Genomic DNA, 17,059 nt, shown 5'->3' on the forward strand with positions numbered 1-17,059 from the left:
ATGCAAGCACGCTGGTTTGCTTATTTGCCGCCGTATATTGTCCCCCGATTGCTCGACCAACGTGCCTCCGCTGCCACCAAAACCACTAAACATGGGCAAGCAGTCGTGCTTTTTGCTGATATTGCAGGCTTTACGCCGCTGAGCGAAGCGCTTGGCCTCCATGATCAGCATGGTACTGAAACTCTGACCCGTTGGTTAAATCGTTGTTTTGCGCCACTCATCGATGTGATTGAGCGCTTTGGTGGAATGATTAGCAATTTTGGCGGCGATGCAATTACCGCTTTGTTTCCGATCAATCAGCCACAACGTGCGCAGCGCGTAGCCGCCCGCGTCGTGCGTTGTGCGCTCGAAATGCAACGTTTGATGCAGCAGTTGGGCGCAATTGAGATTCAAGCAACTAGCTGGCGTTTAACCCTCAAAATTGGGATTGGCGCTGGCCATGTGCTCTATACCACGGTCGGCGATCCCAGCAAGCGCTGCGTTTCGGTGGTTGGTGGCTCGGCCCTATTGCGCTCCGCCGAGGCCGAAAATCAGGCCCGCTCTGGCGATGTGGTGGTCGATTGCGACTCGTTAGATTGCAGTTTGTTCACAATCGAGCCAATCAATCAGCGCTTTAGTCGGGTGCTTGGGCTAGACCAGACGGTGCGCGCTCAGCCAATTCGTTGGCCTGAGTCGCTCACGCCGCATCCGCCTGCTCAATTTGATGCCTACCTCCACCCCTCAATTGCCCAACAAGTGCGTGAAGGTCGCACAACCTTTATCAACGAACGACGCTCGGTTAGCTTGTTGTTTGTTAATTTCGATGCGCCCGATTATGATCGCGATCCGTTTGCTGCCGAGCGCCTCAACCACTATTTTCGCGAGGTACTGCGGATTGTCGAGCGCTACGCTGGCTATTTGAATAAAGTTGAAGTTGGCGATAAAGGCAGCAGCTTTTTGGTTTTGTTTGGCGCGCCAGTTGCCCACGAAAACGATAGCGATCGGGCGGCTCATTGCGCGCTAGAGCTACGCGCATTGCCTGAATTTGAGGCTCGGATTGGGATTAACACGGGCTTTGTGTTTTGCGGCCTGATTGGCTCGGAGCGCCGTCGAGAATACACAGTCATTGGCGATACGGTGAATTTGGCGGCTCGTTTGATGCAGCAAGCTGGCCAAGGCCAAATTTTGCTTACTGAAGCCACTCAAGCCACGCTTAGCTCCACGTTTCTAACTGCGCCATTGCCAGCAGTGCGAGTTAAAGGCCGCAGCGAATTGGTCGAACTCCACGAATTAACCGATTTGCGCCAAACGGCAATTCGCGGCCAAGAGCCAATGTATGCCTTGCCTATGGTTGGGCGCAGCCAAGAATTGCAGTTTGTTGGCGAATTGCTGAGCAACATCAAACAAGGCCATGGTCAGGTTTTGGGCATCACTGGCGAAGCTGGCATGGGCAAATCGCGGCTCGTGGCCGAAATTCGGCGGATTGCTCGCGCCCAACGGGTGGCGGTCTATAGCGGCGAATGCCTCTCGTATGGCACGACAATTAGCTATTTGCTTTGGCATAATTTGTGGCGCTCGTTTTTTAATGTCGATCCTGAGTGGCCGCTTGATTTGCAAATGTTGCAGTTGCGGGCGCAATTAGCATTAATTGATCAAGATTTGTTAGATTGGATGCCACTGCTGGCTAGTGCCTTACGCCTGCCAATTCCCGATCAATCATTAACCAAATTGCTCGATATTAAGTCGCGCAAAATGTTACTTGAATCGTTGCTGGTGGATTGTTTGCGCTATCGAGCCAACGAAACGCCGCTTTTGCTTGTGCTCGAAGATTGCCATTGGATTGATTCGCTCTCGAATGATTTATTGACGCGGATTACCCAGGCGATTCGCGATGTGCCAGTGCTGATTGTGCTGGCCTATCGCCCATCAGCCGAGCACGATCAAACCATGTGGCACGAGCTACGCCAGCTTGAACATTGGACAGAAATTGAGCTGCAAGAATTTACGTTCGATGAAACTGCCGAATTGGTGCGGCTGAAAATCAAACAACTTTTGGGCAATCACCACGTGCCTTCCGAGCAATTGGTTGGCAAATTGACCGAGCGCGCCCAAGGCAATCCATTTTATATTGAAGAATTGATCAATTTGGTAGTTGAACGTCAGCCCAATGTGAGCGATCCCAAAGCTATGGCTCAGCTCGATTTGCCCGACAGCTTGCATCGCCTGATTATCAGCCGCATGGATCAGCTTGAGGAGACGACCAAGCATACCCTGAAAGTGGCGAGCGTGATTGGGCGTTTGTTCAAGGCCAATTGGCTGTGGGGCGCATACCCCCAACTTGGCAGCGCCGAGCAAGTTAAACAGCAACTCAACACGCTTAGCCGCATGGATCTTACGCCGCTTGATCGAGCAGAACCAGAGCTTGAATACCTCTTTAAACATGTGGTAACTCAAGAAGTTGCCTATCAAAGCCTGCCGTTAGCAACACGCGCTGAGCTGCACGAGCAGGTTGGCGATTATTTGGTTGAAACCTATGGAGTCGAAGGCGCAGCCGATCTGTTGGCGCACCACTATGGCATGAGCAACAACCTCGATAAACAGCGCAACTATTTTCGCAAGGCTGGCGATGCTGCGGCGGCCCGTTATGCTACCGACGTTGCTTTGAGCTACTATGAGCGCTGCCTGCCCTTGCTCGAACCCCAAGAAAGCTTGGATATTTTCTTTGCAATGGGCGAAATTTACAAGCAAATTGGGCGTTGGAATGAGGCCGAAGCGATCTACCAGCGCTTGCTAAGCCACGCTCAGCCCCAAAATCAATTGGCAGACTTGGCCCGAGTTTGGTATGAAATTGCCGATGTCCAAAGCAGCCAAGGCCTGCATGTTGCTGCCATGCAAAGCATTCAAACGGCCTTGCAATATGCCAAACAAGCCAATAATCAGCGTGCCCATTGCAATATTTTGCAGCGCATGAGCTGGATTGCCAGCTTTCAAGGCCAACTTCATGCTGCTTGGCAAACCAGCAGATCGGCGGTCATGATTGCTCGTGATGCTGACGATCAACATAGTTTAGCCTTGGCGCTCAAAACTCATGGCTATATGAATGTGTTGCAGGGCCAATTTAGCAACGCCGAAGCGCTATTTGAGGAAGGCTTGGCCTTGCATCGCCAACTCGGCCAGCGCGAAGCCGAAGGCCGGATGTTGAATGTTATGGGCGAAGCCGCGCGCCATCGTGGCGATTTCCAACACGCAGTCGAGTTATATCAACAGGCCTTGGTGATTGGCCGCGAGTTGCGCAATCCTGAGCATTTGATTATGTATTTGAGCAATTTGGGCGGGGCATTGGTTGGGCTTGGCACCTATGAAACCGCGATTGCAACGCTAAACGAGGCCTTTGATTTAGCGCGGAGCACCACCTGGTATGGCATCGCTGAAACCTATCGTTTTCGGGCCGAGGCTGCGCTTGGTTTGGGCTATCCTGATGAGGCGATTCGACATATTCTTCAAGCCCATCATGCTGCCCGTGAGCGCCAACAAAGCCTCGAATTATGTGCCGCCTTGCGGGTTTTAGGCAGCGCATTAAGCCAATTGAATGAGCCAATCCTCTTGCCACCAAGCCTGCCAACCACCGCCCAAGCCTGCTTTGAACAAGCCTTGCATATGGCCGAAACCAGTGGTTCGCAAGCAGAAGTTGCCGCAATTCAAGTGGCTTTGGCCGAAGATTGGCAACGTCAAGAACAACCAACCAAAGCCCAAGCGGCTTGGCAGCAAGCCTACACCATCTATGGTCAATTGGGCATGGATGCGCTGCAACAACGGGTAGCCCAATGGTTGATCTAGCGCAAGCAGATGTTAACCACAACAGCCGAGATTTTGCCTCGGCTGTTGGCTTTTAGCTTCAAGATGCTTATTCAGCTGAGCGAATTGCGATTGGCAAGAAGGCTCGCCATAGGCTTGGGGTTGGAGTATTGGTTGGGCTACTGGTCGCGGTCGGCGTGTTGGTAGGTGTGCTGGTTGCAGTGGCAGTATTGGTTGGCGTGTTTGTTGCGGTTGCTGTGTTGGTCGCTGTACTCGTTGGCGTGCTGGTTAGGGTATTGGTTGGGGTATTACTGGGCGTAATGCTGGGGGTTGGCGTATCGGCAACCAACGAAGTGATCGCTAAAATCAATCCCCCAACAAAATAGACATCTCCATTAGAGCTTGCGGTAATGTTAGCAGTGGTTTGGCCTGGGCTAGTCAAGGCTGATACATCAAAGGTATCAAGGTCAAACCCGCCCATACTATTGGCTGCTCCAGTTAGTTGTGGCAAATCACCTACGTTTGAAACTCGATTACCTAAATATGAGCGAGTGCTATTCATAATATTATCGGCAGGGTTTTGCGCATTGCTGACGCTATTACCATTAAACAGCAATTGGTCACCTGCGCTTGAGTTATCGCCCTCGTAGCCCACAATCGTAAGGTTGGTTGTGCTGCTGCTGGGAATATTGAATCCACTCAATGTGTTGGTAATTGGCAGACCAATTGCAACCCGATCTAGGCCATCGTGGAGAATGATTGTCCGATTGGGTTGGCTTGGATCAGCATAGACTACTACTAACCACCAAGCGGCAAAGTCGAGGGTATCATTGGCATTACCAAGCACGTTGCTTTGGACACCACTAATGCGATAGGCTCCAGCGCCATGATTTTGAACGTAGCTGGTGACATCGGCAACTGATTGATAAAACGAGTTTACGCTTACAACTGAGTTTATGGCTGTAACTGTTTGACCATTGCCCCGATTAAATTCGAGTGTAGCATCAGGATCGCCTGTGGATGGGACGCTATCCCAATGGGCAGCCCAATAGAGGTAGGCATGGGTTACACTAGCCCCGACTGGAATATTGAGCATTGCACTACTCCGAGCCTGTGCATTCGTGATTGCGGTATTAGCTTCGGCTTGGCTTGTGGTAGGCGCATCGGCTCGCCAAAAAACGTCAATGCCAGAATCGCTCGTGTTTGTACCACATGCCCCAACCGCGCCCACTACTGTGGCGGGAACGCCCGCCGCACAATCATGGCCTAGTGTATTGCCAATCGTGATAACCCCGCCTCGTTGGGTCAGATTAAACCGTGGCTCAACTGCTGGCACTCCTTCCATTGCCGCCGAAGATTTGAGTAAACTGCTCGTTAGCCCAACCATACTAAGGAGTAACAAGCCGCCAATCAGCCGAATGAATCGATTTGATGAATATTGAGTTGCTTGCATCAACGAAACTCCTATCTGCCCAATATCTGACTGGATAGCTAATGCTAGATTATCAACGAATTGGTGATTAATTGCCATAGTCGAATCTTCGTGCTCCTGTCATTTTCACTCTTGACAGCCTCTAAAAGCGCTTTATACTCAATAATATACCGACTGGTCAGTCAATTATTGATAAGGATAGAATGATGCAGCACACACGCCGAATTTTGATTGTTGGCGGGGGGATTGCGGGCTTGACACTGGGTTATTGGCTGAAGCATCATGGCGAACAACCCACGATTATCGAGCAAGCAGCCCAACGCCGCGACGAAGGCTATGGCATCGATTTTAGTGGTAGCGGCTGGGATGTGGCGCAACGAATGGGCATTTTGACCGAACTCGAAGGCCGCCAAATTCAGGTTGAATCAATGGTGCTCAAAAATAGCCAAGGCCAAACGATTGTCAAACAACCCTTGGCTCCTTTGCGCGAAGCCTTGCCCCACCCAATGTTGCACCTGATGCGCCCTGAATTAGAGACGGTTTTGGCCGATGCCTTGCCGAGCGATCTGCCAGTGCATTATGCCACCACAATTGTGCGCTTAGAGCAGTATGTTGAGTATGTTGAAGTGCGCTTCAACGGTGGTCGGGTTGAGCAATTTGATTTGGTGATTGGTGCAGATGGGATTCATTCACAAACGCGCCAGCTGGTGTTTGGCCCCGAAAGCCAGTTTGCCCAGCCTTTGGGCTATACCTTTGCTACCTTCAAAATTCCAAAGTTGGCCGATTATGGCGCGAATGCCACAATGCTGATTGAGCCACAACGCCAAGCAACCATTTACCCCGATCGGCGTGGCGGTTTTTTGATGATGTTGGCCTATCGGAGCCAGCAAACCCAATTGCCAGCGCCCGATCAACGCAAAGCCATGCTTCAAACTGAATATCGCAAAGCTGGCTGGCTCGTGCCCCAATTGATCGATTCGATTAACCATGAAAGTGCTTTTTATTGTGATGTGATCAGCCAAATTCGTATGCCGCGCTGGTCGCACGGGCGGGTGGCGTTGGTTGCCGATGCTGCCCATTGTTTGACATTAATTTCGGGGCAAGGTGCAGCCACAGCTATGGGCGGAGCCTATGTGCTCGCTGAGGAATTGGCCAAAACCGCCGATCATCAAGCGGCTTTTCAGGCCTATGAGCAACGCATGCGCCCGTTTGTTGATCGCAAACAGGCAGGCGCTCGCCGAGTTGGGTTAACCTTTGTGCCACGTACCCGCTTGGGTGTGCAACTCACGCGCTTGATGATGCGCGCCGCATTTAGCCCACGTTTGGCACGCTCAATTGGCAAACGAATTGGCTTTGATAGCGTTTTGGCAATGGTTTAATCATTCTTAAGGCTGAACCATTTTCAAAAACGTTTCAGTATGCTCAAATTTAAACAATGTCGCTATAAAGGATGAGCATCAATGAGCAAAACTGAACGTGAGAAAATGTTGGCAGGCGAATTATATTCAGCCTTTGATCCCGAACTACAAGCGCTTTCGTTGCGCAGTCGGCGCTTAAGTCGTCAGTTTCATGCCATCGAGCCGGGCCAGCCAGAGCAATCGCGAGCCTTGCTGAAGGAATGGTTTGGCGAAATTGGCGAGCATGTTTGGATCGAGCCGCCATTTTTTTGCGATTACGGGGCACATATTCGCTTGGGCAATAATGTTTATTTTAATGCCAACTGCGTGATTCTCGATTGCAACTACATCACGATTGGCGATAATACGATGTGTGGGCCGGCGGTGCAAATTTATGCAGCCAGCCACCCGTTGCTTGCCAGCGAACGGATTAAAGGCCCAGAATTGGGCTTTCCGGTGACGATTGGCAAGAATGCTTGGATTGGCGGCGGCTCGATTATCTGCCCAGACGTGACAATTGGCGATAACACCACAATTGGCGCTGGCAGCGTGGTAACCAAAGATATTCCGGCGAATGTCTTTGCGGCGGGCAATCCATGTCGGGTCATTCGCGAATTGACTGATCCTAGTCTTAGCGAATAGGCGTATAATACAAAAAACGGCTTTTTCAATGCCAGCGTCAGGTTGATGCTGGCGTTGTTGTCATATTAACGAAATTACATGGATGCAGCTTATGCCTGATACTCTGACCCAAGCATTGCCCGAATCATTTCAACTTGGCTCAATGCGCATTTTTCCAAACATGGTGCTGGCCCCGATGGCTGGCGTGACCGATTCGGTTTTTCGGCGGTTGGTCTTGTCATTGGGTGGCTGTGGCTTGGTTGTTTCCGAAATGACCAACGCTGCCAGCGTTTCGCCCAAGGCTATGAAACGCCATCGCTTGCTCGATTATCTGCCAGAAGAACGCCCAATCTCGATTCAGCTTTCGGGCAATGACCCAGATTTGGTGGCCACTGCGGCGCGCTTTGTCGAAGAGCTTGGCCCTGATGTAATTGACATAAACTGCGGTTGCCCTTCGCCCAAAGTTACTGGCGGTGGTCATGGCTCGGCCTTGCTCAAAGATTTGCCCAAAATGCAACAAATGCTCAAAGCAGTCTATGCAGCAATCAAGATTCCCTTTACGCTCAAATTTCGCGCTGGTTGGGATGAGCAAACCTTGAATTATATTGATACTGCCAAAATTGCCGAAGATGCTGGTTGTGCAGCAATTACCCTGCACCCGCGGACTAAAGTGCAAGGCTATAGCGGCGATGCTGATTGGTCACGGGTTGCTGAAGTTGTGCAGGCGGTTTCGATTCCCGTGATTGGTTCGGGCGATGTGCGCACGCCAGCAGAAGCCTTGGCTCGTTTGGAGCAAACCGGCGTTGCGGCGGTGATGATTGGGCGGGCTGCCATGGCTAATCCATGGATTTTTCGCCAAATTGCCCAATTGCGTACTGGCCAAGCGATGTTTGTGCCAACGCCGAGCGATAAGCGTGATTTGCTGGTGCGCTATGTTGATATGTGTGCAGAAACCATGGTCGAGCGCCAAGCGCTGGGCAAACTCAAGCAATTGATTGGTCAATTTAGCATTGGCCTGTACGCCAGCAACCAATTGCGCCGCGATGTGCAGCGCGCCAACGAAATTGAGGCTGCCAAAACGATTATTCATGGTTTCTTTGAGCCATTTATCAGCGGCGCGGTCGAGGCTGTCGAAGTACCCGACGAAATCGCCGTGATCAAAGAAGGCTGCGAAAACGGCGCAAATAATTAGGTCGAGGGGTCAGGGGCTAGTTGTTAGGGGTCAGGAGCGCAACATGAAGAACATAGACCATAGAACATAATCCTACGAATCTGTGCCAATCTGTGGCTAAAAAACGGAGCCTTCGTGCCCTTCGTGTTCTTCGTGGATCGAATATTTAACGCAGCGGCGCAGAGCACGAAAGGATGAGGGATGAAGGATGAAGAAGGATCAGGGCTCAGGGGCTTGGCTATTGACATTTGGGAACACAATCCTACAAATCTGTGGCTAAAAAACGGAGCCTTCGTGTCCTTCGTGTTCTTCGTGGATCGTTCTTCGCTGCTTTTGTAGTTTCTGACCCCTTATGGTCTATGATCTGATACCTGCGACAAGCATTGACACAGCCACATGCGATACTAGCAGCAGAAAGACCAATGACATGCACAACCTGCTCAGGTATAATAGCAACGAAACCGGTGTAGCACAGCGCTGCTGTGTGTTATGCTCAATGCGAGGTGGCTCATGGAAGAACCAGAATACGCTCCTGAACTTGATCCTGAACATGAACAGGCCGCTGGCTGGCGAGGTTTCAGCACTTTAGGGCTTTTTCTTGAAGAAGATGGCTGGTATCCGCAGCGCGTCGATGATCGGCCTGCCTATCGCATGCACTACCAAGGCGCAAATGTCGATATTCGCTGCTTGGCCCAAATTAAACTTGAACAAGAGCAATTATTGATTTATGCCTATGCGCCGATGAAAGTGCCTGAAGATAAACGCCAATTGGTCGCCGAATATTTAACCCGTGCCAATTATGGCTTGCATATTGGCAACTTCGAGCTTGATTTTAACGACGGCGAAGTGCGCTTCAAGAGCAGCCTTGATTTTGAAGATGAAACATTAACCTTTATTTGGATTCGCAACACGATTTATCCATCAGTCCATCTGATGAATCGCTATTTCCCAGGCCTGATGATGGTGATGTATGGCGAGAAAACGCCTGCTGAAGCCATTACGGTCATCGAACAATAATCAACCAAACCCCTTGCCCAAGCGATTTGAGCAAGGGGTCGTTGGTTTAGCCTGCTTGTTTGGCAATATTCAAGCGTTGGTTAATCACTTCCAAAGCTTGTTGGTCGGCCAACATCAGAATTGTGTCGTTGGCTTGCACCCGCGTATTACCACTGGGCACAATCGTTTCACGCCCTCGCCGTATCAACACCACTAAAGCGCCGCGCGGCAATTGCAATTCCATAATGTTGCGCCCAGCTAAGCGTGCATCATCAGGCACAACCACCTCGTATACCGTACTTTCAGGGCTGATCTCAGGAATAAAATCCAAGGGCTTGCTGTTAATTTGAATCTCATGAGAGTGCAGTTTCAGTTTATCAGCCACCCAACCAATGCTCATGCCTTGCACCGTAACCGAGGCCAGCACCACAAAGAAGATAATGTGGAACAATTTGTTTGCTTCGGGAATTCCCGCAATCAGCGGAAAGGTTGCCAAAACAATCGGCACTGCGCCGCGTAAGCCAGCCCAGGCAATCATCAGGCGTTCGCGGATGTTGAAACGCGTAAAGCCTAAGGCAATAATCACGCTGAGCGGGCGGGCCACAAACATCAAGAACAGCACCAATAACATGCCGCTGCCAATTAACGGTGGCAGTTGCGATGGAAACACCAGCAGTCCCAAGGTCAAGAACATGGCAATTTGCATCAGCCATGCAATCCCTTCGTGGAAGCGAATTAAGCTACGGCGGTGGATAATTGGCCGATTGCCAACCACCAAGCCTGCTACATAGACGGCCAAAAAGCCGTTGCCATGCACCAAAACTGCCGCCCCATAAACCATAATTGTCATGGTCAAGGTCAAGACTGGGTAGAGGCCATCTTGCAGGGGTAGCCGATTGATCAACCATGTGATCAGAAAGCCGCCTAGCCCGCCGATAATCACACCCAAGACCATTTCCATTACAAATTCAACTGCCAATGCGCCAACCGAATGGTCGCTAGTGGTCAGAAAACTGGTCAAGCCGATTGTCAAAAACACAGCAATTGGGTCATTGCTGCCCGATTCAAGCTCGATCAGCGATTCGACTGGCTCGGGCAGGCGCACACCGCGTGTTCGCAGCACATTGAACACGGCGGCTGCATCGGTCGATGAGATGATTGCCCCAAGCAGCAACCCAACCAATGGTGGCAAATCGAACAGCCAGACTGCAACCGCCGCCACCATACTAGCGCTAATCATCACCCCAAGATTGGCCAGCAATAAGCCAGGCCCGATAATTGGCTTAATTCTGTTCCAGTGGGTTTCAAGCCCCCCTGAAAACAAAATATAAATCAGCGCCACAATCCCGACAACTTGGGCAATTTTTACATTATCGAAATAAATATCGCCAAGGCCATCAGAGCCAGCGAGCATTCCAATTCCCATAAACAGCACCAACGCTGGAATTCCCCAGCGATCAGAAACGGTGCTGACTATGATGCTTATTAGCACTAAACTTCCTGCAATGACAAAAATGCTTTCTGTGCTCATTGGCCTCCTTTTGAGCATAAGGATGCTCGACGACTATTCTTCCCGCAGGGCTAAGGCTGGCGAGGTGCGGCCCATCTTCCAGGCTGGATACAAACCAGCCAAGAGCGCTGCCACGACGGCAACAATCAAGGCTTGCAGTAGCAGCTGTGGATCAAGAATGAGTTGCATTGTCCAGCCAAATGATCGTTTGTTGATCACATACACCAAGACGACTGCCAAAATTAACCCAACTGGTAACGCTAAGAGTCCAGCAGTCAGCCCCATCAAACCAGTTTGGCTGAGCACGCTCAACCACAATTGGCGCGGGGTCATCCCATTGGCGCGTAAAACTCCAAGTTCGCGGCTTCGTTCTAATTGTAAGGCCATTAAGGCACTTAAAATGCCGATGAAGGCAACAATTGTGGCTAAGAGCTGCAAAACTGCGGTAATTGCAAAGGTTCGGTCAAAAATTTCGAGGGTGCTTTGGCGCAAAACTTGGTTCGATTGCACTTTCAAATCTTGAATTGGCGCCGCCAAGGCCTGAATTTGGCTAATCGTGGTGGCACTGTCTGCATTCTCAGCTAGCCAAATCGTAATCGAATGCACGGTATCAACATCCCAGTATTTGGCAAAATCCCGCCGATTCATCGAGATATAGCCTTGATCCGAGGCGTAATCGTAATAAACGCCAGCGATGGTAAATTGCTGCGGGCCACGTTGGGTTTGCAAGGTAATGCTATCGCCAAGCCCACGCCCATAACGATAACTAAATGGCTCGGAAACCCAGACTTGGCCTTGTTCGGCGAAGCCTTGCCAGGCCCGCTCCGCATCAGTGATAAAGCTCAAGGCCCGTTTGCTCAACTCAGGGTCTTGATAATTGGCAACAGTTAATTGCACTGGCCCAAGCTCGCTCTCGACCCGCAAATTAAGCAACGTCGTCAGCGAGGCAATGTTGGGCAATTGGCTGATTTGCGCAACCAAGCCCAAATCAATCGGCGTATCGGCGCGATTGGCACTCAGGCTGGGCGCAGAAACAAACACATCTGCTTGCAACGATTGATCAAGCCAGCGCACAACCGTCGTGCGAAATGAGCCGATCATCGTGCCAGCGCCGACGGTCACTGAAACTGCAACCATCAAGGCGGCAATCGCCACCCCAGTGCGGCTGAGTGCGGCCACCACATCGCGGGCGGCCATCTTGCCAAGCAGGCCAAACATGCGGTTGAGGGGAATTTGCAGCAATTTCATCATCTGCAAGGTCACAAACGGCGTGAATAAGGCACAGCCAATGATGATGCCAAACATGGCCGTAAAACTAAGGAATAAGCTGCGCGATGGCAATTGCAGCAAGCCAACTCCCAAGCCTGCCAATCCCAAGCCCGCCAAGGTCAAACGCGGCACGATTTGCTTAATGCGCTCCTCGATTGATGAGCGGCGCAGCACGGTGCGCGGCGGCGAGAACATGGCTTCGAGCGCTGGAATACTGGCCGCAATTAACGTCGCGCCCAAGCCTAGCCCAAAACCTTTGAGCAATTGCATTGGATCGATGCTAATATTTTGCACATTGACGCTGAAATAGAGATCGTTGATCGTTTGGGTGACTAAGCGTACTAATCCTCGCCCAAGCACAATCCCCAACAACACGCCGAGCACCGCACCGATGAGGCCAATAGCGGCGGCCTCAAGCAGAATTTGGCTGAATAACTCGCGCCGTGTTACGCCCAATGAGCGCAAAATGCCAAATAAGCCGCGCCGTTGCACCACCGAAAAGGTCATGGTGTTGTAAATCAGGAAAACGCCAACAATTAACGCCAATAAACTCAGCGCTTGTAAATTGAGTTCAAAAGCCCGCGTCATCTGTTGCAGAGTTTCGCTGCGCGCGGCTGGTGTGCTGAGGGTCGCATCAGCAGGCAATAAGGGCTTGATCTGTTCCAAAATTGCTGCGCGCTGTTCCTCAGGCAAAATCAAATCGATCCGCGTTATGCGATCGGGCTGGCCAACCAATTCTTGAGCGGTTGAAATATCAACCAGAATCAAGTCGGCCAATGCTTCTTGGCTCAATTGATCGTTGCCAGTAATCAAGCCAAGAATCTTAATGCTACGGCGTTGGCCATCGATTCGCGTTTCGAGGGTTTGGCCAACGGTCAAGGCCAAGGTTTGGGCAGTTTGGGTTGAAATTAGACCAGTATTTGGCTCGGTCAAGAGCGCTTGCAGATCAGTTTGGTTGTTGAATAAAGTTGCTAAATAGGGGCGAAACGGCATCTCAGCAAAGGGGTCTATCCCAAATAAGCGAAATGAACGCCCAGGCTGGTTGGGCAGGCTAATTGTGCGATCAACCACTGGTGCGACGGCTTTGAGCCGCAGGTCGGTGCGCAATTTAGCGTAGAGATCGCTGGGCAAGCCATTTTGCCCTGCCAGAATTTGATCGGTGGTTTTGCCAGTCACGCTCTCGGTCGAAAGCATAAAGGCGCGTTGGGCACTGCCATTGGCCAAATCGATCGCGATAACGACCGCAACGCCCAAGGCAACGCCTAAAATTGCCAACAACACTTGGGCTGGGTGGCGCAGTAAATAGCGCAAGCTACTACGATAGAGCAATTTCATGGCGCAACCTCGGCCACCGAATGCTCAACCAACTGGCCATCGATCATGCTCAACACCCGATCGGCGCGGCGGGCAACTTCTAGCGAGTGAGTGACCATCAACAGGGTTTTGCCAGCTTGGCGGCTCATTTCATCAAGCAAATTTAGCACTTCTTCGCCCGTCGTGGCATCTAAGTTGCCGGTTGGCTCATCGGCGAGAATTAAGAGCGGATCGTGGGTCAAGGCGCGGGCAATCGCAATCCGTTGTTGTTCGCCGCCAGAAAGCTTATCGGGGTAGACATGGCGACGATCAAACAGATGCACGCGGCGCAGCAATTCATAGGCTCGTTCACGTTGAGCTTCGGTTAGTCGTCCGGCCAATTCAAGCGGCAACAGCACATTTTCCTCGACGCTGAGGGTTGGAATCAAATTGAAAAATTGAAACACAAAGCCAATGTGTTGGCGCCGAAAGAGCGTGCGTTGATGCTCGTTAAGCTTGCCTAACTCGATCTCATTGATCGTAATGTTGCCAGAACTTGGGGCATCAATGCCGCTTAAAATATTCAATAAGGTTGATTTGCCCGAACCAGAACGCCCCAGCAAGGCAATTACTTCGCCCTGCTGAATTTGGGCGTTGATATCGCGCAGCACCAGTCGCTCTTGGCCAGCCTCTTGAAACGATTTTGTAACATGGTCAAGATTAATTAATATTTTTGGCATATGTTCCTACTTAATCGGCACCTCATGTGCTATGCTAGTGCGCAGGGAGTTTGGGTTATTGCGCTTAAACTGTAACACTGATTTAGCTTCATTGCCCAAATTTTCACAATGATCTTGATCGGCGTGGTATAATCGCCGAGAACCACCAGCGAACAGAGGATAGTGCTCGTGTACGATTTTGAACAGCTTGACTCCTATGAACTGCTTGGAGTGGCGCGAACTGCCACACCAGAGGAAATCAAACGGGCGTATCGCCAAGAAATTGCCAAATATCACCCTGATCGTTGGAACAGTGCGAGTGCCAACGAACAAGAGTATGCCCGCAAACGAGCTTCAGCGATTACCGAAGCCTATAGTTTGACCCAAAAAGACAAGCCTGTTCGGCGTGCAACCCCAAGTGCAGCAGCAACGCCTGAGCCAACCAGCAATCCTGAGCGTTTGGCTCAGTTGTATGAGCATGGTCGCGGTTTGTTGGCCGCCAATGATTTTGCTGGTGCTGCAAATGTTTTTCGCCAAATTCAAAATGCTGATCCGTTTTATCGCGATAGCGCCGATTTGCTGTATCGGGCTGAATTTGCCTTGAAACGCAATCAGCCAAGCAAAGCCAAGCGCCCAATCAATAAAAAAGCTGTGGCGATTATTGGCGGCAGCGTTGGGGTGGTTGCCTTAGTTGGCGCTGTCTGGTTTCTTGGTGGTTCAAACAACGGGGCCAATAACCCTAATGCTACGGCAACTGCGCTGATTGTGGCCGAAGTGCCGACTGCCACGCTTGAAGGCGAAGTGGCGATTAATCCTACTGCGACGAGTGCTGAAGGCGTGATCGTTACGCCAAGCGTCGAGCCAACGCTTGAAGCGACCAGCGAACCCACTATCGAGCCAACAAGCGAACCAACGCTTGAACCAACCATTGAGCCAAGCGTCGAGCCAAGCCCAACCACTGAGCCAAGTGCTGTGCCAAGCAACACACCTGCGCCATTGCCCGACGATCTGAGTGGGCTAGTGCTGGTGAGCGATAATTTGGATGGTGGCACCTGGCCTGTTGGCAATGGTGGCAACTGGAATTTTGAGTTTATCAATGGCCGCTATCATATGACCATGGTGCCCGGGGTTGGCTCGGTTTGGTCGTTTGGCCCAGCTTTGCCCGCCCAAAATGTGGTCTTAGCTGCCGATGTTGAGGCTGTCAGCGGCAGCGGTGGCTTGATGATGGGTTTTGTTGATGGGAATAATTACTATCGCTTTATCATTGCCGCCGATGGAACTTGGGCTTTTCAGCAGCGTTTTGCTGGCCAAACGGCGCTGTTAGCTTCAGGCGAGGGCTTGGCGCCTGGGCGCTTGGTCATTGCCCAACGCGGCGCTGTGACCCATCTCTATTGGAATGATACCTATCTTGGAGAAGTTATTTTGCCTGCGTTCCCTGGTGGAGCGTATGGCTTTGTATTGGCTGGCAATAATGGTGCTGATGTCTATTTTGATAACCTACGACTTCGCGCTTTGCCATAGCTGCTAGAAGGTTTGCACCATGGTGCCATTTGTCTATCATATTGTTAGGTTTATTTGTCGTGTGCTGTTAGGAATGCGAGCGCGCTTGGTCGTTGAAGGCCAGGAGCATTTGCCCGCAACTGGGGGCTATATTTTGGCCTCGAATCATGTGAGCAACTGGGACCCTGTGGCTTTATCATTGGGGTCGCCCGGCCATTTGATTGGCGCACTCGGCAAGCAAGAGTTGTTTGAATTGCCGATTCTTGGGCGCATTGCCAGCGCAGTTGGCGGCATTCCAGTGCGGCGTGGCGAAGCTGATCGCGAGGCCTTAGCGCGCTGCAAAGCGGTGTTGCAATCCGGCCAGCCATTAATCATTTTGCCCGAAGGCACCCGCTCGCGTTCTGGTGAGTTGCTTGAAGGCAAGCATGGCGTGATTGCGATGGCGCAGTTGGCAAATGTGCCAATTGTGCCTGCTGCGGTGATTGGCACAAAAACCATGGGCTGGCCATGGCGGCGCTCGACCGTGATTGTACGTTATGCTGCGCCAATCATCGTTGATCGTAAAATCAAAGGCCATGAAGGCCGCCAAATCGCCTTGGACACAACTATGCATCAAATTGCCTCGCTGCTGCCGCCAACCATGCGTGGCTTCTACAAACATGCCTTAAACGCCTAAAGTGCCCCGCCCGCAAACCTTTGCGGGCGGTTTTTTTAATCGCTGGCTCATCTAGCTGTGTTAATCTTCGCTGGATTAATGGAGTTAGGAGGGTTTTATGCATTGGCGCTTGCTGTTGGCTTGGTTGGCTTTCTGTTTGGTAATGTTTGCGTTATACAGCTTATTTCTGTCAGCCATAACCGAACGTGGCGATTCAGCTACCCCTAACGCAGCCAAAGGCTCTATTGCTGTTTTTTCGGGCATGCCCGATCCTCAATGGTCACTTGATAGCAATTATGTTGCCTATATTCAGTATGTGCTCGAAACCGCACCCAACGTGGCTGCTCCTACAGAAGTACCCAGCCGTGGCTACAGGGGCATGAACCTAGATTTGCTTACCACTGACATCCCAACCCAAGTAACAATCTTTAACGAAGTGATTACTCTGCGCCAAGCAGGCACAACCCGCTATTTGAGCGACCCTAACCGCGAGCTTGAGCGTTCGTTGCTTGAACATATCCGGGGTGATCTTGCGCCTGGAGCCTATGATTTCGTTAAATCTAAAATCCCATAAAAGTTTAATCCTTAGCATTTGTGATGATCGCAACGCGCAGCACGCCAGTCGATGTTGTACCTGGCGTGTTTGATTCATACCCCGCACTTGGGCGCTAAACTCCCCCCTTTTGAGCGTGATCCTACCCTATGAGCACTAGCCTAAATAG

Annotated in this window: 12 protein-coding genes; 8 read left to right on the top strand and 4 right to left on the bottom strand. The window is 51.2% G+C overall.

Annotated features, from left to right (window positions below; genetic code table 11):
- Nucleotides 1–3,816 (top strand): adenylate/guanylate cyclase domain-containing protein, encoded by a 3,816-nt coding sequence (locus SE18_RS04035; protein ID WP_054533136.1) that lies wholly within the window; start codon nt 1–3, stop codon nt 3,814–3,816.
- A gap of 67 nt (nt 3,817–3,883) precedes the next feature.
- Here SE18_RS04035 and SE18_RS04040 read toward each other — a convergent pair whose 3' ends face one another.
- A complete protein-coding gene (locus SE18_RS04040; protein WP_054533137.1) occupies nt 3,884–5,227 on the bottom strand; it encodes a DUF3344 domain-containing protein in 1,344 nt (447 codons plus the stop codon).
- A gap of 185 nt (nt 5,228–5,412) precedes the next feature.
- On the opposite strand from SE18_RS04040, the gene SE18_RS04045 reads away from it, so the two are divergent.
- From SE18_RS04045 to SE18_RS04060, 4 genes are all read left to right on the top strand, one after another.
- Nucleotides 5,413–6,585: an FAD-dependent monooxygenase gene (locus SE18_RS04045; protein ID WP_054533138.1), complete on the top strand. Its 1,173-nt coding sequence runs from the start codon at nt 5,413–5,415 to the stop codon at nt 6,583–6,585.
- Between the two features lie 81 nt (nt 6,586–6,666).
- The gene (locus tag SE18_RS04050) at nt 6,667–7,245 is read left to right on the top strand and encodes a sugar O-acetyltransferase (RefSeq protein ID WP_054533139.1); all 579 of its coding nucleotides are present in this window, start codon (nt 6,667–6,669) and stop codon (nt 7,243–7,245) included.
- Nucleotides 7,246–7,336: 91 nt separating this feature from the next.
- Nucleotides 7,337–8,416, top strand: a complete 1,080-nt coding sequence (gene dusB / locus SE18_RS04055) for a tRNA dihydrouridine synthase DusB (RefSeq protein WP_054533140.1) — start codon at nt 7,337–7,339, stop codon at nt 8,414–8,416.
- 489 nt (nt 8,417–8,905) lie between these two features.
- On the top strand, nt 8,906–9,412 hold the full coding sequence (locus SE18_RS04060) for a YbjN domain-containing protein (RefSeq protein ID WP_054533141.1): 507 nt from the start codon (nt 8,906–8,908) through the stop codon (nt 9,410–9,412).
- 46 nt (nt 9,413–9,458) lie between these two features.
- Here SE18_RS04060 and SE18_RS04065 read toward each other — a convergent pair whose 3' ends face one another.
- The 3 genes from SE18_RS04065 to SE18_RS04075 are packed head-to-tail and all read right to left on the bottom strand — an operon-like array spanning nt 9,459 to nt 14,203.
- The gene (locus SE18_RS04065) at nt 9,459–10,922 is read right to left on the bottom strand and encodes a potassium/proton antiporter (RefSeq protein WP_054533142.1); all 1,464 of its coding nucleotides are present in this window, start codon (nt 10,920–10,922) and stop codon (nt 9,459–9,461) included.
- A gap of 33 nt (nt 10,923–10,955) precedes the next feature.
- On the bottom strand, nt 10,956–13,505 hold the full coding sequence (locus SE18_RS04070) for an FtsX-like permease family protein (protein WP_054533143.1): 2,550 nt from the start codon (nt 13,503–13,505) through the stop codon (nt 10,956–10,958).
- Nucleotides 13,502–14,203 carry an ABC transporter ATP-binding protein gene (locus SE18_RS04075; protein WP_054533144.1) on the bottom strand — a complete coding sequence of 234 codons (702 nt, stop codon included), beginning with the start codon at nt 14,201–14,203 and terminating at the stop codon, nt 13,502–13,504. The genes SE18_RS04070 and SE18_RS04075 overlap by 4 nt, the downstream gene beginning before the upstream one ends.
- A gap of 168 nt (nt 14,204–14,371) precedes the next feature.
- On the opposite strand from SE18_RS04075, the gene SE18_RS04080 reads away from it, so the two are divergent.
- The 3 genes from SE18_RS04080 (at nt 14,372) to SE18_RS04090 (ending at nt 16,911) form a co-directional block, all read left to right on the top strand.
- Nucleotides 14,372–15,703, top strand: a complete 1,332-nt coding sequence (locus SE18_RS04080) for a J domain-containing protein (RefSeq protein WP_054533145.1) — start codon at nt 14,372–14,374, stop codon at nt 15,701–15,703.
- Between the two features lie 61 nt (nt 15,704–15,764).
- Nucleotides 15,765–16,358: a lysophospholipid acyltransferase family protein gene (locus SE18_RS04085; RefSeq protein WP_160319467.1), complete on the top strand. Its 594-nt coding sequence runs from the start codon at nt 15,765–15,767 to the stop codon at nt 16,356–16,358.
- A 97-nt stretch (nt 16,359–16,455) separates the two neighbouring features.
- Entirely contained in the window at nt 16,456–16,911 is a 456-nt protein-coding gene (locus tag SE18_RS04090) for a hypothetical protein (RefSeq protein ID WP_054533147.1), read from the top strand.
- Nucleotides 16,912–17,059 lie beyond the last annotated feature (148 nt).

Origin of the sequence: Herpetosiphon geysericola (genome assembly GCF_001306135.1) — a bacterium.
GTDB classification, from domain to species: domain Bacteria; phylum Chloroflexota; class Chloroflexia; order Chloroflexales; family Herpetosiphonaceae; genus Herpetosiphon; species Herpetosiphon geysericola.

Bases quoted from the DNA above. Each gene is read 5' to 3' on its own strand.
- SE18_RS04035 (WP_054533136.1), top strand. From the start codon at position 1: ATGCAAGCACGCTGGTTTGCTTATTTGCCGCCGTATATTGTCCCCCGA.
- SE18_RS04040 (WP_054533137.1), bottom strand. From the start codon at position 5,227: ATGCAAGCAACTCAATATTCATCAAATCGATTCATTCGGCTGATTGGC.
- SE18_RS04045 (WP_054533138.1), top strand. From the start codon at position 5,413: ATGCAGCACACACGCCGAATTTTGATTGTTGGCGGGGGGATTGCGGGC.
- SE18_RS04050 (WP_054533139.1), top strand. From the start codon at position 6,667: ATGAGCAAAACTGAACGTGAGAAAATGTTGGCAGGCGAATTATATTCA.
- dusB (WP_054533140.1), top strand. From the start codon at position 7,337: ATGCCTGATACTCTGACCCAAGCATTGCCCGAATCATTTCAACTTGGC.
- SE18_RS04060 (WP_054533141.1), top strand. From the start codon at position 8,906: ATGGAAGAACCAGAATACGCTCCTGAACTTGATCCTGAACATGAACAG.
- SE18_RS04065 (WP_054533142.1), bottom strand. From the start codon at position 10,922: ATGAGCACAGAAAGCATTTTTGTCATTGCAGGAAGTTTAGTGCTAATA.
- SE18_RS04070 (WP_054533143.1), bottom strand. From the start codon at position 13,505: ATGAAATTGCTCTATCGTAGTAGCTTGCGCTATTTACTGCGCCACCCA.
- SE18_RS04075 (WP_054533144.1), bottom strand. From the start codon at position 14,203: ATGCCAAAAATATTAATTAATCTTGACCATGTTACAAAATCGTTTCAA.
- SE18_RS04090 (WP_054533147.1), top strand. From the start codon at position 16,456: ATGCATTGGCGCTTGCTGTTGGCTTGGTTGGCTTTCTGTTTGGTAATG.